General features: G+C 46.2%; 15 protein-coding genes and 1 tRNA gene. 13 read left to right on the forward strand and 3 right to left on the reverse strand.

All coding sequences use genetic code 11. From position 1 onward, the window contains the following. Nucleotides 1-22 precede the first annotated feature (22 nt). The 3 genes from WB308_RS05505 to uvrC all read right to left on the reverse strand — a co-directional run bounded on the left by WB308_RS05505 (nucleotide 23) and on the right by uvrC (nucleotide 3,906). Entirely contained in the window at nucleotides 23-1,606 is a 1,584-nt protein-coding gene (locus WB308_RS05505; protein ID WP_424189791.1) for a hypothetical protein, read from the reverse strand. Nucleotides 1,607-1,616: 10 nt separating this feature from the next. Then, a complete protein-coding gene (locus tag WB308_RS05510) occupies nucleotides 1,617-2,027 on the reverse strand; it encodes a PAS domain-containing protein (protein WP_424189793.1) in 411 nt (136 codons plus the stop codon). A 70-nt stretch (nucleotides 2,028-2,097) separates the two neighbouring features. Next, nucleotides 2,098-3,906 carry an excinuclease ABC subunit UvrC gene (gene uvrC / locus WB308_RS05515; protein WP_424189795.1) on the reverse strand — a complete coding sequence of 603 codons (1,809 nt, stop codon included), beginning with the start codon at nucleotides 3,904-3,906 and terminating at the stop codon, nucleotides 2,098-2,100. A 72-nt stretch (nucleotides 3,907-3,978) separates the two neighbouring features. Between uvrC and WB308_RS05520 the strand changes: the two genes are divergently transcribed. The 13 genes from WB308_RS05520 to WB308_RS05580 all read left to right on the forward strand — a co-directional run bounded on the left by WB308_RS05520 (nucleotide 3,979) and on the right by WB308_RS05580 (nucleotide 19,952). Beyond that, nucleotides 3,979-4,107 (forward strand): hypothetical protein, encoded by a 129-nt coding sequence (locus WB308_RS05520; RefSeq protein ID WP_424189797.1) that lies wholly within the window; start codon nucleotides 3,979-3,981, stop codon nucleotides 4,105-4,107. Then, on the forward strand, nucleotides 4,097-5,539 hold the full coding sequence (gene nadB, locus WB308_RS05525; protein ID WP_424189799.1) for an L-aspartate oxidase: 1,443 nt from the start codon (nucleotides 4,097-4,099) through the stop codon (nucleotides 5,537-5,539). Before WB308_RS05520 ends, nadB begins: the two co-directional genes overlap by 11 nt. A 147-nt stretch (nucleotides 5,540-5,686) precedes the next feature. Continuing rightward, complete coding sequence (gene guaA / locus WB308_RS05530) at nucleotides 5,687-7,231, forward strand: glutamine-hydrolyzing GMP synthase (protein WP_424189801.1); 1,545 nt, start codon at nucleotides 5,687-5,689, stop codon at nucleotides 7,229-7,231. Nucleotides 7,232-7,242: 11 nt separating this feature from the next. Further along, nucleotides 7,243-7,878 (forward strand): uroporphyrinogen-III synthase, encoded by a 636-nt coding sequence (locus WB308_RS05535; protein WP_424189803.1) that lies wholly within the window; start codon nucleotides 7,243-7,245, stop codon nucleotides 7,876-7,878. A 404-nt stretch (nucleotides 7,879-8,282) separates the two neighbouring features. Beyond that, nucleotides 8,283-9,551 (forward strand): phosphoribosylamine--glycine ligase, encoded by a 1,269-nt coding sequence (gene purD / locus WB308_RS05540; RefSeq protein WP_424189805.1) that lies wholly within the window; start codon nucleotides 8,283-8,285, stop codon nucleotides 9,549-9,551. Next, nucleotides 9,551-10,000 carry an RDD family protein gene (locus WB308_RS05545; protein ID WP_424189807.1) on the forward strand — a complete coding sequence of 150 codons (450 nt, stop codon included), beginning with the start codon at nucleotides 9,551-9,553 and terminating at the stop codon, nucleotides 9,998-10,000. The genes purD and WB308_RS05545 overlap by 1 nt, the downstream gene beginning before the upstream one ends. Further along, on the forward strand, nucleotides 9,993-12,137 hold the full coding sequence (locus WB308_RS05550; protein ID WP_424189809.1) for an LPS-assembly protein LptD: 2,145 nt from the start codon (nucleotides 9,993-9,995) through the stop codon (nucleotides 12,135-12,137). The genes WB308_RS05545 and WB308_RS05550 overlap by 8 nt, the downstream gene beginning before the upstream one ends. 12 nt (nucleotides 12,138-12,149) lie before the next feature. Next, complete coding sequence (locus WB308_RS05555) at nucleotides 12,150-13,550, forward strand: MlaD family protein (protein WP_424189811.1); 1,401 nt, start codon at nucleotides 12,150-12,152, stop codon at nucleotides 13,548-13,550. 8 nt (nucleotides 13,551-13,558) lie between these two features. After that, complete coding sequence (locus WB308_RS05560; RefSeq protein ID WP_424189813.1) at nucleotides 13,559-14,227, forward strand: phosphoribosyltransferase; 669 nt, start codon at nucleotides 13,559-13,561, stop codon at nucleotides 14,225-14,227. Next, nucleotides 14,211-16,388 (forward strand): polyribonucleotide nucleotidyltransferase, encoded by a 2,178-nt coding sequence (locus tag WB308_RS05565; protein ID WP_424189815.1) that lies wholly within the window; start codon nucleotides 14,211-14,213, stop codon nucleotides 16,386-16,388. Before WB308_RS05560 ends, WB308_RS05565 begins: the two co-directional genes overlap by 17 nt. Before the next feature lie 92 nt (nucleotides 16,389-16,480). Next, complete coding sequence (locus WB308_RS05570) at nucleotides 16,481-16,858, forward strand: F0F1 ATP synthase subunit C (protein WP_424189817.1); 378 nt, start codon at nucleotides 16,481-16,483, stop codon at nucleotides 16,856-16,858. Nucleotides 16,859-16,908: 50 nt separating this feature from the next. Continuing rightward, a tRNA-Leu gene (locus WB308_RS05575) sits at nucleotides 16,909-16,993 on the forward strand. A 130-nt stretch (nucleotides 16,994-17,123) separates the two neighbouring features. Then, nucleotides 17,124-19,952 carry an EAL domain-containing protein gene (locus WB308_RS05580; protein ID WP_424189819.1) on the forward strand — a complete coding sequence of 943 codons (2,829 nt, stop codon included), beginning with the start codon at nucleotides 17,124-17,126 and terminating at the stop codon, nucleotides 19,950-19,952. Nucleotides 19,953-19,958: the final 6 nt, after the last annotated feature.

Genomic DNA, 19,958 nt, shown 5'->3' on the forward strand with positions numbered 1-19,958 from the left:
TATCTCCTCTATTCCCTTATTTCTATAGTTGTTCAAGAAAGTTATTGAGTCGTTTAGAAGCTTTGTTGGCTTCTTGGGCATCATTTGTCTGAGACAAGATCGCCAGTTCGTCGGAAATTTCGCTCAAGCGCAAATTGTCGCTGATTCCTTTGAGCTGACCGGCTGTCTTTTTCCATGCGTGAGTATCAAACGCACCAATGGCTGCCGTGATCTCTTGTCCGGCAACAAGGGCATCACGTTTGTACTCATCAATCAGTTCATCAAAAAAGTCGTGCTCAATCCCAAGCTGCCCTGCAATAAAGAGTTTATCATAATGCAGAGGTTGGACCGGTGGCTCCGGTGCAATGGCCGTTTCAACGGTTGACTTTAGACGCTCTTCGATCGATTCTAAATGCATTGGTTCGATTGCAGGCTCATTTTCCGCTGAATCAACCGATAAAGGTGTTTCGTCCCAAACCGTTAACGGCTCGCTTTCTTTCAAAGCGAAGGCATAAATGTCATCTTCTTCGATGGGAACCGTTTTTACCGGAATCTCTGTCTCGCGTACCTCAGGTTTGAAGAACATCGGAGCTTCGACCTCTACGGCTGCTTCCGCTTCTTTCCCTTCCAATTTGGTGACAATGGTATAAAAATATTTGAGATTCGCTTCAATTTCTATCGGATCGTCAGACGTATTGATCACACTGAGGGTTTCAAAAGCATCTTCGATCCGGAGATTGGCCGCAACCCCTTTGAGTTTGTGGGAAAGAATTTTTATATTATTGGTATCCCCTTTGAGGACCGCTTCAAAAAGTTCGGATTTGAACTCGTAGGCCTGCTGGATGAAATCACCGATGAACTCTTCAATCAAATCGACCGGAAGCCCCAGCTCATGGGCGGCGACATTCGGATCAAATCGGTACGACTTATCGACATGCAGATTTTCCAAAAACCCTTTTTCCGCACTGCTGTAACGGGTGTCTCCCAGCATCGGGCGTTCAATGCGCTCTTCGACAGGCGCGGTTGCTTGCGGAAGTTCAGGATAAAGTTCTTCATGAGTGAGAGGGAGGGTAAGTTTGGCGTAGAGATCCTCTGCAGGTTCTGCGGGTATTTCGATATCGGCTGCGGGGTAGGAAGGGATATCCAGTGTCCCCGGTTCACTCAGTGCCGTAGGGGTAAGATGCGCATAATCGGGAAGTATATCGGGGGTGGATACAGGAGGCGGCGTCGCTTTGCTCACCGTCGGTTTGACTGCCGGCTGCACTTTTGGGGTGATGGTATGGGGTTTGATTTCTTCGCCGCTAATGGTTTGGATATGGGTCATATCGACCATATAGCCGTTCAGCTCGGGTTCCGCGCACAAATAGAGGTTATGGAGACTCAATGTGCACGAAAAGGTCCGACCGTTTGCGTGAACGATAGCCGAGCGGGCATCGGAATCGGCATGGAGTATAAAATCGATCCAGGAGAAACTTTTAAAGTTATGGATGTATCCCGGCTCATTGGCAAAAAGGTCGGCTACATCTGCACATACTCCTAATAAATCGTCTAAAGAGGCGTAATTTAAAAGCTTAAGACCATCTTCATCGATTCCTATAAACTCGTGTTTATGATTATAAAATAACACTCATCTCCCCTTATTCTTGTTCAAGCATTTTTTTGTACAACGCCGCCGTTTCTTCGATATTCTTTCGTGATGCCGGTTTACGTGCGGCCATATACCCTTTGAGCTTCCCGTTTTCATCATACGTAGGGGTCACTTCGGTATCAACCCAATAGTAGCGTCCGTCTTTGCGGAGATTTTTGACTAATCCGTGCCACAAGGTACCTGCCTGAATCGTTTTCCACATTTGAGCGAATGCCGCTTTTGGCATATCCGGATGGCGGATAATATTGTGGGGCTTGCCAATGAGCTCATCGACACTGTACCCGGAAATCTCGCAAAATTTCCGGTTTGCAAAGGTTATAACCCCGTGTATATCAGTTTCGCTGACAATAGCGCGTCCGTCAAAAAGATACTCTTCATTTACTGGAATAGGTTTTTCCATTATTCGACCCCTTAACTAAAAAACTGCTGAAAACACAATGGATGGAATATGGCATAAAGTCCATAAAAGATTACTTAGAGTTGTATCCGCTGTAACAATTTTGGATATTTTTTGCATCTTTTTCACCGATAAGTTCACAAAGTGTCTCAAAATCACTTTTCCCGATGGCTTCGAAGGTTCCAAAATATTCGATTAACTTATGAATTTTTCCTTGAGATATCCCATGCACCATCAGAAGTTTGGAGTTTTGATCCTGTTTTAGCTTGGTTTTTTTGTGAAAGGTAATAGCACTTCGATGAGCTTCATCCCGGAGCATTTGGACAAACTGGAGACGTTTGTCGGAACTTTCCAGCCGCAAGGTCTCTTCATTGGTGTGGAGTATATCGCGTGCTGAACCTTTGGCTCTGTGAGAGGCACCGCCGATTTTCTCTTTGCTGATTGCGATAACATCGAGATGGATTCCATACGAATTCAGTAAATCGATTGCCAAGGCTCTTAGGGTGGCACCTCCATCCAGTATCCACAGATCGGGAGGAGGGTTGTCTGCAAATCCTTCGATTCGACGACGGAGCATTTCGGACATTTGGCCGTATTCATCGCGTGCATTCAGATGATAGGTGCGATACCCTTTTTTATCAAAATGGCCATCGTCATAAACGATCATCGCACCGACGGTGGCAGCACCGGCATGATGAGAATTGTCAAATACTTCGATCCGCCCGGGGAGGGTGTCGAGATGACAAAGGGTTTGAAGCTGTACTAAAAGCGTTTCATTGGTAGGCTGCGGAGTCCGAAGGAGCTCATGGGCATTAGTCATGGCAAGATCGATAAGCTCTTTTTTCCCGCCTCTGTGCGGTGTTTCTAGATGGGCTTTTTTCCCAAAAAGGGTTGTAAGATGCTCCGCTACCCACTCCCTGGATTCAAACGGGTGTGCGGTTAAAACAGGGGCAACAATCGGGGGCTTTTCACTGCCGTAAAATCCGATTAATGTCCGCTCGTACGCTTCATCAAGCGAAAAATAAGGGGTAATGGGGAGGAAGTCGTGGGTTGTGGAAGCGACTTTCCCCTCGCGTATGAAAAGGCGGAGGATACACGCACGGGTTTCGCTCAGTGCAATCGCGAATACATCGTAGTTTTCGGTAGAGGCCAGATCGATTTGGGAGGTCAGCTCACTCTTGGTGATCCGCTCGATCCTATCGCGCAGTACCAGTGCCTCCTCAAAACGGAGCGATTCCGCATAAAATTCCATTTTCGCTTCGAGTTGTTTGATGAGACGGTGTTTGTTTTGGATCCATTCGATCCCCTGCATTACTAGCGGAAGGTAGTTCTCACGGGGAATGGGAAATTCGCAGGGGGCGAGACACTGATCCATTTGATAAAAAAGACACCCTTTTTTCCCCTTAAGACAGCTTTTTTTCTGAACCAGCTTGAGCAGTTCGTAGAGTGAATCGAGAATATCACGTGCTCCTACTGAAAAAGGGCCGAAATAGCGGACCGATTTGCCTTTGATGATTTTGCGGGTGAGCTCAAAACGGGGGTAGGGCTCTTCGAGGTCGACATAGAGATACGGGTAAGTTTTATCATCACGAAGGAGAATGTTGTATTTGGGTTTGAGCTGTTTGATCAGGGAGTTTTCCAAAATCAGGGCATCGTGTTCGTTGACAACGATAATGTAATGAAGTCCCACGGTTTCGGAGAGCATTTTTTGAATCCGTAACGACAATGTTGTTTTTGGGGAGAGTTCCGGGGTGAGATTGAAATAGCTTTTAACCCGTTTGGAAAGATTTTTGGCTTTTCCGATGTAGAGGATTCTCCCCTTTTCATCAAGATACTGATAAATCCCTGCTTGGTGAGGCAGAGCACGAATCTGATTGACCATCACAACTCTTAATGAATAATTTATTGAAGCTATTATACCATCCAATAATAAGAACTTCGACCAGGGGATAAGATGGCAAAACAATGGATAATGATCTGCAGTGCGGCCTTTTTGATGGGGCTTATCAGCGGATGCGGCTATAAAGCTCCCCCCTATTATGAAAAACCTTTAGCGAAAGCAGGCTTTTGCGTTGCGCTATGATGTCGTCATAATAGGTTCCGGTGTGGCCGGTCTGTACACCGCAATCGCTTTGCCAAAGACGTTAAATGTTTTAATCATTAACAAATCGTATCCGTGGGAATGTAATACGTATTACGCGCAAGGTGGAGTAACGACGGCATATGATGATGACGATATCGCGCTTCATATCCAAGACACGCTCGACGCGGGTGCGGGAATGTGTGACCGAGAAGCGGTTAGTGTAATGAGTCAGAATTCTCAAGGGGTCATTCATGACCTGATCGATCGGGGATTTTTATTCGATAAAGATGACGAAGGGCATTTGCTTTATACAAAAGAGGCTGCTCACTCGCGCAGCCGGATCCTCCATGCTGGAGGAGATGCGACGGGGAGGCATCTGCATTTCTTTTTGTTGAACCAAAATCCTCATCTCATGCTGAGCGATGCGACGGTGGTTGATTTGCTGATCGAAAACAATCAGTGCTGCGGTGTGGAAGTATTCGTCGAGGGGAGCCGAAAAATTATTTTGGCCGATAATGTCGTTATCGCCAGCGGCGGAGTGGGGTCCTTGTATGAATACCATACGAATGCCTCGACCATCAGCGGCGACATTCACGGTATTTGTATCGAGAAGGGGATTTCACTCGAATCGATGGAGATGATGCAGTTTCATCCTACGGTTTTTGTTGCGAACAACTGGGCGCGTAAGCTTCTGCTGACCGAAGCACTGCGGGGAGAAGGGGCGCATGTCGTGGATGAGAACGGCTACCGCTTTTTATTCGAATACGATCCGAGGGGGGAGTTGGCACCGCGTGATATCGTCAGCCGCGCTATTTTTGACTACAAGCAGCGCACCGGAAAACAGGTTTATCTCTCCTGCGAGGATTTTGAGCCTGAGTATTTTAAAGAGCGTTTTCCCAACATTTATAAATCGCTGCATGATTTAGGATTCCAGTTGCCTAAAGAACGGGTTCCGATCTCTCCGGCTTTCCACTACGCAGTCGGGGGGATTAAAACCGAGCTCAATGGCCATGTTCCGGGGATCAAAGGGCTATATGCTGTGGGTGAAGCGGCCTCGACAGGAGTACACGGAGCCAACCGGCTGGCCAGCAATTCCTTGCTTGAGGGGTTGGTATTTTCCAAAAAAGCGGCCGAATCGATTTTGTTTCATCCGTTAAAAGGTTGCAGTGAACCTTTTCAGGCAGGGGATGAGCCGCTCGAAAGGGAGGGTGACAAAGAGAAAAAAGATCAGCTTCGCCGAATTATGTGGGACAATGTTTCGATTGTCCGTACCCCTGCAGGGCTGCAGATTGCACATGAAGCGATAGACAGGATGTTATCGGACGGCGTCGGAAGATTGTTGCGCTTGCGTTTGCTGACTGCGCTGAGTATCGTTGAATCCGCCCAGAAGCGCTCTGAATCGATCGGTGTTCATTACATGACAAAGAATTGAAGAGTGACAGCTTCAGCTGCACCTGTGAAGTGCCCTTTGGATTTGTATTAAGTTCATATTCAAAATTAAACTACAATAGGGTACCCTTTCATTAACGCAAAGGGTATTCATTCCCTTACCCGATTATCTCCAAGTAAAGGCTCTCCTTTGAAAGACGTCAATATTATCGTTCTTGATTTCGGTTCACAGTACACTCAGTTGATCGCTCGCCGTTTGCGCGAAGATAAAGTTTATTGTGAAGTACTTCCGTACCACACTAAAATTGATGCTATAAAAGCCAAAAATCCTAAAGGTATCATCCTCAGCGGCGGACCTTCATCGGTTTATAATAAAGATGCCTATGAGGTCGATCAGGGTGTATATGCCCTAGGAATTCCTGTTTTGGGTATTTGTTACGGTATGCAGCGTATTGCAGTCGATTTCGGCGGTTCAGTCATCCGAAGCGATCATCATGAATACGGTAAAGCAGAACTGACCATCGACATGACGCAGCACTCTGTCCTTTTTGAGGGGTGTGAAGATGAGCGCGCGGTATGGATGAGCCACTCGGATAAAGTAGATGTGTTGCCGGAAGGTTTTGTCCCGATCGCGTATTCGCCGAACTCTCCGTATGCAGCGATTGCCGATGAATCCAGAGGGGTGTATGCAATGCAGTATCACCCTGAAGTGAATCACTCGGAAGAGGGGTATTTGATGCTCCGAAATTTTGCCCGTAAAATCTGCGGGATTACCGAAAAATGGGATATGGGCCATTTCTTAAAAGAGCAAATTGTCAAAATCCGTGCTCAAGTGGGTGAGGGGAAAGTGCTTTGTGCCCTCAGCGGCGGAGTTGACTCTTCGGTTGTTGCGGCATTGTTGTATGAAGCGATCGGGGATCAGTTGATTCCGGTATTTGTCGACAACGGATTGCTTCGTAAAGGGGAGCGTGAATCGGTTGAAAATATTTTCAAAGTTCACTTGAAAGTTCCTCTTGTTGTCGCGGACGCATCGGAAGATTTCCTCGGTAAACTCGCAGGAGTTACCGATCCGGAAACCAAACGTAAAATTATCGGCCATACGTTTATCGAAGTATTCGAAGCGGAAGCAAAAAAACATGACGGGATCAAATTTTTGGCGCAGGGGACATTGTACCCGGATGTCATCGAATCGGTTTCGGTTAACGGTCCATCGGTAACCATTAAATCGCACCATAACGTCGGGGGTCTTCCTGACTGGATGGATTTCGAGTTGATTGAGCCGTTACGCGATTTGTTTAAAGATGAAGTACGCAAACTTGGCCTTGAGCTTGGGCTTCCTGATTCTCTTGTAAATCGCCATCCGTTCCCGGGACCGGGTCTTGGAATCCGCATTATGGGCGAAGTCAATAAAGCGGATTTGGATCTCCTTCGTGATGCCGATGCGATTTTACTCGATGAGCTGAAAGCAAGTGGCTATTATATGAAAACATGGCAAGCATTTGCGGTATTGCTTAATGTGAAAAGTGTTGGAGTCATGGGGGATAACCGTACCTATGACAATACCGTATGTGTACGTGTCGTCGAAGCGGTGGACGGTATGACGGCAACGTTTGCCCATTTGCCTCATACGTTACTTGAGCGTATCAGCCGCCGGATTATTAACGAAGTCGACGGGATTAACCGCGTTGTCTACGATATCAGCTCCAAACCCCCTGCAACGATCGAGTGGGAATAAGGCGCACTCTTTTGCGTCCTGTCTATCTCATCTCTAAAACTCCTTATCCGGGAGTGATCCATATTCCTATCCTTTCCATCCGTTTTTTAACCCCAAAAATTGATTTTTCTGCCTACGAAGGGGTCATTATCACCTCAAAGCAAACGGTTTTGGCATTGCAAAACTATCCTGTCGATTGGAACAGACTCAAATGTATCTGTGTATCCGAACCTACGGCACAATGTGCCCGTGAAGCAGGTGCCGTTGAGATCGAAGTAGCGGATGGATACGGAATGTCGATTCCGAATATTTTGGGTAATCAAAAGCGGAAGGGGAAATGGCTTTATCTGCGTCCGAAAGTAATTGCTTCTGATTGGGTTGCAACAGCCCGAAATGAGGGGCTTGAGATTGATGAAGCAGTGGTGTATGAGACGATGTGTAATGAAGAAGCGAGAGACGTTGCGATAGAAAAAGATGCCGTTTTGGTTTTTACGTCTCCCTCCTCCATCGAATGTTATTGTAGATTTTACCAAATCCTCCCAACCCACTCTGTGGTTGCGATCGGAAAAACGACCCGAGATGCGTTTAAAAATGCAAAAGAGGTACATATCAGTCCTGAAACGAGTATCGCTTCGGCTGTCGATTTAGCACGAAAAATCGCTCGATAAACATCTGCGTTTTAAGCATTTTGAGGATATAATTACCTTCTCTGGGCGCAGCGACTAATCGCACTATGAGGGTTCTACATATACAACTAGTCACATCTGTAGACGTTTCGGTGTGTCGGTGGTCTTGTTTGAGCGCATTGCGTGAGAGATTGCCGCCGGAAGAGACGCTCGATGTGGCGCAATTACAGCTTTGAAGAACCAAAGCTACTGCGAAACGCCCGCCTGGGCTTATTATATATGATTTGACGATTGAGGAATAAAATCCCTCCATCTACGTTAGCCAGTTGGGCTATATGCAGCGAAGCGAAAAGCTTAGCAGAAGGCGACAGCAAGCGAAGCAGGATTGTTTTTTTTGAGAAACGTTAGCGGGTTTCAAATAAGATAATTTTTTTTCAAGGTGATCTATGCGAGTAATGGTAATCGGCAGCGGCGGGCGTGAATTTTCAATCGGGCGGGTATTAAAACAAGACCCAGCGGTATCAGCACTCTATTTTGCTCCCGGTAACGGTGCGACTCCCATGTTGGGAACCAACGTTGATATCAAAGATTACGAAGAACTTGCCCAGTTCGCACTGGATAACGCTATCGATTTGACGATTGTAGGGCCTGAAGGTCCGCTCAGCGACGGTGTGGTCGATGTGTTTAAAGCCAAAGGATTGGTGATTTTCGGACCGAGTAGAGCCGCAGCACAGCTCGAGGGGTCAAAAGTCTATATGAAAAACTTTTTGGCTAAATATAACATCCCGACGGCTCGTTACATCGAAACCGATCATATCGGAGATGCGTTTAAATTTATCGATAGCCTTACCGCTCCGATCGTTGTTAAAGCGGATGGTTTGTGTGCGGGCAAGGGTGTCATTATCGCCGCTAGCCACGAGGAAGCAAAAGTTGCCGTCTCTGAGATGCTTAGCGGAAAATCGTTCGGAGATGCAGGTAAACGGGTTGTTGTCGAGGAGTTTTTAGACGGGTATGAACTCTCGATGTTTGCCCTATGTGACGGCAAAGATTTTATCCTCCTTCAAGCCGCGCAAGATCATAAACGACTTCTCGATAATGATGAGGGTCCCAACACCGGCGGGATGGGGGCCTACGCTCCGACACCACTCGTCGATGATGTGATTTACGAAAAAGTAAAAGATCGAATCGTCCGCCCGACTCTCACAGGGATGCAAGAAGAGGGAGCACCGTTTGAAGGTGTCCTTTTTATCGGATTGATGATCGTTAACGGCGAGCCGATTACGTTGGAGTTCAATGTCCGTTTCGGGGACCCTGAGTGCGAAATTTTGATGCCGCTTCTGAAAACTCCGGCCAGTGAGCTTTTTTACAAAGCGGCGACGAAGCAGCTCGATACGCTGAATGTTGAATTTCATAACCAATATGCAGTCGGAGTGGTAATGGCAAGCCGAAACTATCCGTATGACAACTCGGAGCCTGCAGAGATTCTTGTGGATGAAATCCATCACGATGAGATTGCTGCAAATACCCATATTGCGTATGCCGGCGTGAGTATGGAAGAGGGAAAACTCTATGCGACCGGAGGGCGCGTGTTGGTATGTGTCGGGGTCGGAGAGAGTATTCGCGAAGCACGTGATCGTGCCTATATGCTCTGTGGGCAAGTCCACTATGCAGGGAAAAAACTCCGTACCGATATTGCGTATCAGGCCCTTCGATAATGGATGAACAACTCGATTCGCTCATCCAGCGTGAGCGGCTCACCCTCTCGTCGGTACGCCAAAGAGCAGCTGCTTTCGGTATCGATGAACTGCTCTTGTCCGTCCTTATGGTTGTTATTCTTTGGGACTCGATTGCCCAGGCCAATACGATCGAGGCAATGATTGCCGTGACGAACAGTTTTTTACTGGAATATATGGCCATTAAGATTATTTATCACACTTTTTTTACGATGCAATACGGTGCCAGTATCGGAAAAATCGTTATGAAAATCCGTGTTATTGAAGTCTCTACCCTCTCCAACCCCAGTTTTCTAAGTGCATTTAACCGAAGTGTTTTTCGGGTAGTCAGTGAACTTCTTTTTTATCTTGGATTTGTCTGGGCAATGCTCGATCCGTATCGGCGGAGTTGGCATGACCGAACTGCTCGGACATTGGTAATCAATGCATAAGTTCTACTGGATCAGTTTGATCACATCCGCCCTATTGTTAGGGGATGAACGTGTAGAACTGTTGGGCACGGTTGTCGATGTGAACGGCTCGGTTATTACGGCTACAGGCAATCCGGTTGTATTGTATCAAGATCAGATTCTCAGTGCCGACGAACTCAGCTATGACCGTAATACAAGCGTTATAGAAGCGAAAGGTGCGATCAATGTATTTAAGGGACAACAATACCATGTGATCAGTGATTATACACGTGTCGATCTTCTGAATGAAACCCGCTATACCAGACCGTACTATATGTTCGATCAGGACTCCAGTGTATGGATGAGTACGGATGAAGCGCAATCGTGCAAAAATGAGATTGATTTGTCCAATGGGACTGTTTCGGGGTGTGACTCTCATGACCCATTGTGGAAAATACGTTTTAGCAGTGCCGATTATAACACCGAAAAGATGTGGGTTAATCTTTACAATGCGCGATTAGTTGTAGAGGACATCCCTGTGTTTTATCTCCCCTATTTTGGGTATCCGACCGACCGAAGCCGCCGAAGCGGGCTGTTGATTCCCTCTTTCGGAGTCTCAAATACAGAAGGATTTTATTATCAACAACCGGTCTATTTTGCACCGCAAAACTGGTGGGATGCGGAACTCCGTCCTCAAATTCGTACTTCACGCGGTTCGGGCATGTACGCCGATTTTCGCTTTGTGGATACCCCTTCCTCCCAAGGGTCGATTAAAATGGGATATTTCAAAGAGCAGGCTCAGTATGCGGCCGATTACGATTTAGCCAACAACAACCATTACGGGTATGATGTCAACTATCGTCACGCTGCCCCTTTACGCGAATGGTTCGATCTCGATCTGGACGGTGAATCAGGGCTTTATGTTGATGGATCCTGGATGAATGACGTTGATTATCTCAATCTTCAGCACACGGATCAAACACAAAATGTAACCTCAAATCAGATACTCTCCCGTATAAATTTCTTCTATAACAGTGAAGATAACTATTTTGGGACCTATTTAAAGCATTATCAGTATTTGGACCGCCCCAGCAATGAGCAGACCATTCAAACATTGCCCAGTTTGCATTATCATCGTTATTTAGAAAGTTTTTTCAGAGATCACATCATGATCAGTGCCGATGCAATGGTGACCAATTTTTACCGACCGGATGGTGAACGGGCTGTAAAAGGGGATTTTACGATTCCGTTGACCTTTCAAACACCCTTGGTGGATGAATATTTGGATTTGAGTTATACCGCTACTGCTTTTTCCAACGTGATTGGTTTTTACGGGAATCCGCAATCGGGAGACCCAACAGATTACCAAGAAGGGGTTTATGCGCATCTTGACCACACCCTTTCACTCTCATCGACATTAGTCCGCCCCTATGAATCGCTAACGCATGTGATTAACCCTTCTATCAGTTACACAGCAGCAGGTACTCGACTCTATAACGGATATTATGAAAATTATCATGATGTGTGTGCAGAGGATCCGACCAATATTTCATGCCAATATTATTCTCTCAATGAACCGAGCGATACCTTATCGTTGGGATTAAATAACTATCTTTTCGAAAGTGGAAAGCAATTTTTCGTTGATCGTCTTTCTCAAAATTTCCGCTATGACGATCAGAGGAATTATTACGGAGAGCTGCAAAATGAGCTGGAATGGGAGATTAGCAGTGCCGTTTCCTATTACAACCAAACCGCTTATAATCATGATCGCAACCGTATCACCAAAGAACAAAACACACTGCGCTATAATGATGGAATCGTAACCGCGGGTGTAAGCCATTATTATACCGACGAACTCAAGTATGACACTACGCAATTACGGGATGTTCCTGTTTATGCCAGTTATTGGACAGCTGATGCTGCCTATCAGTATAATCGACAGTATCGTTTTTTTGGCCTTCTAGCGTACGATTACCGCGAAGATTTGTGGAAACGGAGTGAAATCGGATTTTTACATTCGCAGAGATGTCTCGATTTTGGGATCCGGTACGTTCAAAACCGACGTCCTATGCTGACCAATCTAAATACGAGTAACTCCGTGGATGATTCGTACATTTTTATTACCATTATTCTCAAACCGCTCGGCGGTTCTGAGTTTAATTACAAACTGAACAATTAAAGAGGGTAGCACATGAAACTGGAAGCGAAAATCGGTCTCTTTGTCGTGATGGCATTGGGCGCTTTATTGTTGCTCTCTACTCAGGTAACCTCGCTGGGAAAATGGGGGAGTGAGGGGTACAAAGTTCAAGCCTATGTTGATGATGCCTCAGGTATCGAAAAGCATTCCCATGTCCTAATGAACGGTGTTACCGTCGGCGATGTAGATGAGATTACGATCGACGGGAAGCGTGTTAGGTTGAGCCTGATGATCGACAAAGGGGTTAAAATCCCCAAAGATTCATCGGTGAGCGTTGCACAAGAGTCCCTTTTGGGATCGAAAGTCCTCAATATCATCGTCGGGGATTCGGCAGAGCCGCTTCGGGCTGAAGGGGTTCTTTTACAATCCAGACGCTACGCCTCATTCGATCAAACGAGTGATTCGGTGAATGCCGCTGCGAAAGAGTTGGAGTTGCTTCTGAAAGATTTTCGCTCTACCCTGGATGATGAACATCGAGCGGCGATTCAAGACGCCATTATTGCTTTTCGCAATGTCGGTGTGAATCTCGATGGCGTCATTGTCGAAAATCGCGATGATTTGCACGCGGCCATTGCCAATTTCAGAACGATGAGTGCCGGGTTTAATCAAACCGCCGATACGGTAAACAAAGATCTCCCGGCGATTATGGCACGTATCAATTCACTGACCGCGCGGATGGACAATATCAGCGGTTCATTGGAACATAATCTCCCCGAAGCGGTCGATAAATTTGTCAAGATTGAAGATAATGTGACCGCTATTCTCACTGAAAATCGCTCTTCATTGAAGGAGACGGTCTCGGATGCAGGTTCATTTTTCAAAAGGGGTGAGGAAGCATTCGGGAAAATTGATTCGATGCTCTCCAATTTTACGGTTAGCGAGTTGCAGGTGGCAATGCATACGGATTATATGATCCGTGACGGATACGGCAAAGTGTATCTGGGAGTTAACTATCTCCCGAATCCTGAGACTTATTATATGTTTGATTTGATCAGTACGGATGATTATTCAAAATATCCAGAGGTAAAACCTGGGGTGAACAAAGAGGGTGAAACCTATTATTCCGCACAATACGGTAAACGATTTGACAATGCCTTGCTCCGATTTGGAGCGATTGAATCAACCGGAGGGGTTGGGGTCGATTATTTTATGAATCATGATCGCGTCAAATTCAGTGCCGAAGCATTTGATTTCAATGCCGTCAATGATGTTCGTGGAACCCGTGCCCATTTAAAAGCACAGGTGCGTTATCAAATGCTGAAACACCTCGAACTTTACGGCGGATGGGATAATTTCCTAAATCCACAATCGCAGAATATTTTCTTAGGGTTGGGACTTCGATTTATCGACAACGATCTCAAATACATGACGGGTGCCGCTTCGATGGCGCGATAGGTACTCAGATGAGATTGCAACGCTATTTGTTTAAAGATCGTTCTGAAGCTGCTGCAGCGCTTAAAGAACTCCTTCCTCTGGATAGGATGAAGAGCGAATCGTGGAATCTGATCGCTGTTTCTTCGGGAGGCTTGGTGATTGCATCACAGATCAATACCCGCCTGAAACTTCCGATCGATTTTATTTTTTCCGCCAGCATCACCGCACCCCAAAATCACGAATGTGAGCTGGCGCGAGTGAGTGAGACGGAAGAGATTGTTATCCATCAGGCACTTGTTGATGCGTTTGAGATTCAAGCCGATTTCATCTACGGTGAGGCGACCCGTAAGCATGAGGAAAAAATTCTTAGCGCCGTTTATCAATACCGTAAGGGAGAACATTTTAAATCGATGAAGGGAAAGACTATACTCCTCATCGACGAGGGGAGCGAAACGGGTTTGAAGCTCATGTGTGCAATCAAAACCGCATTCGCTCAAAAAGCGAAAGCGGTTTACGTCGCAGCCCCGATCATCCCCTCCAGTGTCGTTGAGACACTGGACCCGATCGTGGATGGTCTGTTTTGCATTCATGAGATCGATGACTACATCGATACGGGGCATTACTACCATGAGTTTGAAACAGTAGATGAAGAAACCATAGAGACTATTTTGGAGAAAAGAGATGAATTACAACGTTGAATTAGCATTAAAAAATAAAACCGAAGCCTACGCTTTTGGTCAAGTAGCGGCGCAAGCCAACGGGTGCGCGTGGCTTAAATGCGGAAATACCGTTATTTTGGCCACCGTCGTTGTCGATGAGACAGATTTTGTGGATGAGGATTTTCTACCCCTTACGGTCCAATATATTGAAAAAAGTTACGCTGCCGGGAAATTTCCGGGAGGGTTTATCAAGCGGGAAACCAAACCGAGTGATTTTGAAACCCTCACGTCACGGATTGTGGACCGATCATTGCGCCCGCTTTTTCCAAAAGGATTTGCCAACCCGATCCAAATTACCGTTATGGTTTTGAGTGCGGACAGTGAAGCCGATTTACAAGTTTTGGCACTGAACGCCGCATCTGCAGCGCTTTATATTTCGGATATCGATATTTTTAATTCGGTGAGTGCCGTTCGCGTCGGTAAAATTGACGGCGAGATCGTTTTCAACCCGACGCGGAGCCAACTGGATAAAAGCACCCTTGATTTGTATTTAGCGGGAAGCAAAGAAGATATGCTGATGATCGAGATGCAGACTCTCGGAAGCGATGAGATGGAAATACTCGACATGGGGATGATTGATCCTATGGTGGATCCTGCAATGAGCATACCGGCAATCCCGGTACGTGTTTCCAATGCAATGAACGAAGATGAACTGATCAATGTTCTCGCCGCAGCACAAGAAGCCTTGTTTGAGGCGAACAGTGCGTATGAAAGTGCATTTAAACCTTACGCATCCGCACCGTTTGAACTGCAGTATGTGATCAGTGAAATAAACAAAGAGATGATGGAGTATGTTCGTATCAATCACACGGAAGATCTTAAACGCGGGATCAGTCAAATGGCAAAAACAGAGCGAAGCACGGCCCTCCGTACCATTCGTAAAACCATTATGGGTGAAAAACCGGAGTGGAATGAACATGAGCTGAAAAAAGCGATCGAGACGGTAAAACGATCGATGGTGCGTACGCAGATCTTGGATGATAAAGTACGTGCGGACGGCCGTGCTTTAAACGAGGTGCGTCCGATTCGCATCGAGACGAATGTATTGCCAAATGCGCACGCTTCCGCACTCTTTACCCGCGGTCAAACACAAGCTTTGGTTGTTTTGACGCTGGGAGGGATGAAAGATGCGCAGATGTTCGAAAACCTCACCGACAGTGGTACCCAAAACGAAGGGTTTATGGTCCATTACAACTTTCCGGGATTCAGTGTCGGTGAACCTTCTCCGATCGGGGCGCCTCGCCGTCGTGAACTGGGACACGGTAACCTGGCAAAGCGGGCGTTGGAAGGGGGGTGCGTCCGTAACGGCCAAACCATCCGTTTGGTGTCTGAGATTCTTGAATCCAACGGATCCTCTTCGATGGCGACGGTATGCGGCGGCTATATGGCATTGCGCGCCGGCGATATCGAGATGGCGGATCCGATTGCCGGTGTGGCGATGGGGATGGTACAAGAAGGTGACCGTCACGCGATTTTGACCGATATTATGGGCTTGGAAGATCATGACGGCGATTTGGATTTCAAAGTAGCGGGCTCAAAAGAGGGGATTACCGCGATGCAGATGGATATCAAACTCGGCGGTATCCATTTGGATGTTCTCAAAGAGGCCCTCTATCAAGCGGCGGAGGCACGGGCGCATATCATCGACATTATGCTCAGCAGTGAAGATAAGATCGAATTGAACGAAGGGACCCTCCCAAGTACCGACCTTTTCCACATCGATCCGAGTTTCATCGGCGATATCATCGGACAAGCCGGAAAAACCATTCGTGAGATTATCGAGCGTTTCGACGTAACGATCGATATCGATAAGAAAAAAGGGTCTGTCAAACTGACCGGTAAAAACCGTGACGGATTACGCGGTGCACGCGATCATATCGAAGGGATAGTGAACGGATCGACTCCGGTTGAGAAAGTGGAATACAAAGTAGGCGACGTGGTCAAAGGGAAAGTGAAAAAAATCGTCGATTTTGGGGCATTTATCGAACTTCCCGGCGGAATTGACGGATTGATCCATATCTCAAAACTCTCGGACGGGCATATCAGCCGTGTGAGCGATGTGATCAGCGAAGGGGATGAATTGATGGTCGAGATTGTTGAATTCAAAGGCAATAAGATCGGGTTGGGGCGAGCTAAGTAATCTTTTAGCTCTCTATAACTATAATTCCACCCACAAAGTGATAAGTAGGGACACTATCCGAACGGACTTTGATTTAAACACGGAGATTACTCATGAAAAAAGTATTTTTTCTTATGCTTGCACTTGTTGCTTCAGTATTCGGTGCTGAAGAAGCAGTAGCAGCTGTTGAAACTGCAGTTGACGCTGCACCTGCTGTAGCTGCTGCTTCTGCAGACGTTGCTAACCAAACATTGAAAGCGTATTCTATGATCGCTGCGGGTGTTGGTCTTGGTTTGGCTGCTCTTGGTGGAGCAATCGGTATGGGTAGCACTGCTGCTGCAACTATCGCTGGTACAGCTCGTAACCCAGGTCTTGGCGGTAAATTGATGACAACTATGTTCATCGCTCTTGCTATGATCGAAGCACAAGTTATTTATACACTTGTTATCGCTCTTATCGCTCTTTACGCTAACCCATATTTGGCTGCGTAAGGCACGACTTTTCTTCCTCTCAAGCTTTAGCTTGAGAACTTTCTTTTTACGCGGACGTGGTGGAACGGTAGACACACTACCTTGAGGTGGTAGCGCATTACGTGTGTGGGGGTTCAAATCCCCCCGTCCGCACCATTTTTATCTTTCAATCTTCAAACACTCCAATTGCCATTCATCTAATCTTTTCTTTTCGTCCTCTTTATTGTCTTTGTCAATCATTCTTTGAATGGTGTATAATCATCTTAATTTAGTTTAGGACGAAGTGATGTTACTCAGTGACCTTGTTAGCTATAAAAATGATTGCATCTCTTCCGAAGCAACCTTATACGAAGCAATCGACAAAATGGGCTCAGAGGGGATTAATCACATAATATTGGTTGCCCATGATGCAGCGATCGGGGTATTGACCCTGAAAAATATTATTGAACTTTATCGCAATGGGATTGACGGAACGAAAAAGGCGAGTGAGTATGCGAACTACCCCGTAATATCGATTCATCTTGATCGGCCTGTTGAGATGGCGGTTGAGCTGATGATTGATTATGAAATACGTAGACTTGTTTTAATCGATGAGAATGAAAAATACATCTCTACCCTTACCCAAAGCGATATCCTCTCCTACTATGAAACTCAGACCCACAACCACGATGAAGTACACCAATATTTGAATCGCCGCAATCGTGCCGTAACGCTCCAGCAGGATGCAAGTGTATATGAGGTCATTACCCTCCTCCAAAATGAGAATCGGGATGTGTTGATCGTTTGCGATCAAGAAAATCCGGTCGGGATCGTGACGGAGCAGGATATTTTGGATTTGGCGTATCGCAATATCCCTAGCAGCGAATGTATTGCAGGTTATATGCATTCTCCGATTATTTCGGTCGGGATGAATGAGAAAATCGATCATGCCATAGAGATGATGAAAACGAAGGGGGTCCACCATCTAATGGTGAGAGGGGTCGATGAAGAGTTGTACCTTTTGAGTGAAAAAAATGTGGTGCTCAATTACAATACGGCGTTGGAAGTGAAACTCGAATCGAAATTACGGGATACCAAAGCAACTTATAATTTATTGGGACTTGCGTTTTGTGAAATCGTTGATATCGGTGACGACCAGATTATTAAATGGCTCAATGCCGAAGCGATGATGACGTTTCAGGTTCGGATTGATGAATCCGTATCGAAAATATTTCCATCCGGCATCTGGAACACTCTGATGCGCCGATTGCGGTTGCGTGGCGGTGTGGATAAAGAGCGGATCGAGATTGCTCATCGTGTTTATGAGGTGACGTTGATAGAAGCAGAGGTAAACGATCAGCCGATTATGAAGCTTTTTTTAAACGATATCAGTGAATTGATCCGGTTGGGTGAAGAGCTGCGTAAAACGTTGGAACATACGATCGAACTGGAACAAGAGAAAAGCAAACTCTATCTGGATGTCGCTTCCGTCATGTGTTTGGCACTCGACAATGAGGGGCGCATCGATCTGATCAATCCCAAAGGATGCCAAGTCCTGGGGATCCAACAGGAAGAGGCCGTCGGGGCGGATTGGTTTGAGACTTTTGTTGTCAAGGAACAGTTGGCAGAAGCAAAAGCGATTTTCCATGAGATCATCAGCGGTAAGCGGGAGATGATTGAGTATTTTGAAAATAAAATACGGACCAAAAACGGGGAAGAGCGGATTATTGCCTGGCATAATGCATTGATCAAAGACCGTGACGGTAAGGCGACGGGGACATTTTCATCAGGAGAAGACATTACCCGTATCCAGGAGTCGGAGCGTGAAATTGAACGGATGACCCACTATGACTTGCTCACCAATCTTCCCAATCGCTTATTGCTCAATGCCCGACTTAAGCATTCGATTGAACGTGCAGAACGAGAAAAGAAAAAATTGGCGGTTTTGTATCTTGACATCGACAATTTTAAAGACATTAATGAGTCATTCGGCTATATCGTCGGAGACACGGTTATCCGTGAACTCGCTTCGAAAATGGTACACATTATCCGCCGTGAAGATACTATCGGCCGGATCGGCGGGGATGAATTTATTATTGTGTTGGAGTCGCTTCAGGATTTGCATGAATGTGATCGTATACTTAAAGAGATTGTGCAGGTATTTGAAGAGAATATATCTACGGAAGAGGATGATTTTCAGCTCACTGCAAGTATCGGGATAACGATTTATCCGGATGATGGGGAAGATGCACAGTCGTTGCTCAAAAATGCGGATATTGCATTGCGACGTGCTAAAGAAGCGGGGCGCAGTAATTATTGTTATTTTGCCCAGGAGATGAGTGCTCAGCTGTTTGAGCGTGTCTTAATGGAAAGAGAGCTGCGCCGTGCGGTGGAGGGACGCGAATTTGTGGTTTATTATCAGCCGCAAATCGATCTTGCGTCGGGCAGGGTTATCGGTGCGGAGGCATTGGTACGATGGCAACACCCCTCACTGGGTATTATACGTCCCGATATGTTTGTTCCCTTGGCGGAGTCCAATCATCTGATTATCCCTATCGGAGAACAGGTGCTGGCTCAAGCGTGTGTCTTGACAAAGCGTTTGATCGAGGAGGGGATCTTTTCGGGGCGGATATCGGTGAATGTATCGGGAAAACAGTTTGAGCGTCCCGATGTGGTAGAGACAATCAACCGAATTATCAATGAGAGCGGCGTGGGACATCAGTATGTTGAATTGGAAATTACGGAGAGCGTCTTGATGAGCAATCCTAAAGTCTTGGGTGAAAAGCTCATTGCCCTGAAAGGATTGGGGATTGAAGTCGCCATTGATGATTTTGGGACGGGATATTCGAGTTTGAGCTATTTAAAAACGTTTCCGATCGATAAACTGAAAATCGATCAATCGTTTGTCCGCGGGATAGAGGAGGATGAACAGGATCGTGCGATTGTTAAAGCGATTATCGCAATGGCGGATGCTTTGGGGATTAAAACCATCGCTGAGGGGATCGAAGAAACAGCTCAGGCATTGTTATTAAAAGAGTACGGTTGTCAGCAGGGGCAGGGATATATGTACGCAAGACCGCTCAGTGAAGAAAAATTTGTCGAATTTTTGAAGTATAATGAGATATCTAAATCATAAAGGATG

This window comes from Sulfuricurvum sp. (assembly GCF_049587615.1).
In the GTDB taxonomy this organism is placed as follows: domain Bacteria; phylum Campylobacterota; class Campylobacteria; order Campylobacterales; family Sulfurimonadaceae; genus Sulfuricurvum.

Excerpts from the sequence above, each read along its gene's own strand:
- purD (WP_424189805.1), top strand. The coding sequence starts at position 8,283 with ATGCGAGTAATGGTAATCGGCAGCGGCGGGCGTGAATTTTCAATCGGG.
- uvrC (WP_424189795.1), bottom strand. The coding sequence starts at position 3,906 with ATGGTCAATCAGATTCGTGCTCTGCCTCACCAAGCAGGGATTTATCAG.
- WB308_RS05520 (WP_424189797.1), top strand. The coding sequence starts at position 3,979 with ATGGCAAAACAATGGATAATGATCTGCAGTGCGGCCTTTTTGATGGGG.
- WB308_RS05580 (WP_424189819.1), top strand. The coding sequence starts at position 17,124 with ATGTTACTCAGTGACCTTGTTAGCTATAAAAATGATTGCATCTCTTCC.
- WB308_RS05555 (WP_424189811.1), top strand. The coding sequence starts at position 12,150 with ATGAAACTGGAAGCGAAAATCGGTCTCTTTGTCGTGATGGCATTGGGC.
- WB308_RS05560 (WP_424189813.1), top strand. The coding sequence starts at position 13,559 with ATGAGATTGCAACGCTATTTGTTTAAAGATCGTTCTGAAGCTGCTGCA.
- WB308_RS05545 (WP_424189807.1), top strand. The coding sequence starts at position 9,551 with ATGGATGAACAACTCGATTCGCTCATCCAGCGTGAGCGGCTCACCCTC.
- WB308_RS05570 (WP_424189817.1), top strand. The coding sequence starts at position 16,481 with ATGAAAAAAGTATTTTTTCTTATGCTTGCACTTGTTGCTTCAGTATTC.
- WB308_RS05565 (WP_424189815.1), top strand. The coding sequence starts at position 14,211 with ATGAATTACAACGTTGAATTAGCATTAAAAAATAAAACCGAAGCCTAC.
- WB308_RS05510 (WP_424189793.1), bottom strand. The coding sequence starts at position 2,027 with ATGGAAAAACCTATTCCAGTAAATGAAGAGTATCTTTTTGACGGACGC.
- WB308_RS05550 (WP_424189809.1), top strand. The coding sequence starts at position 9,993 with ATGCATAAGTTCTACTGGATCAGTTTGATCACATCCGCCCTATTGTTA.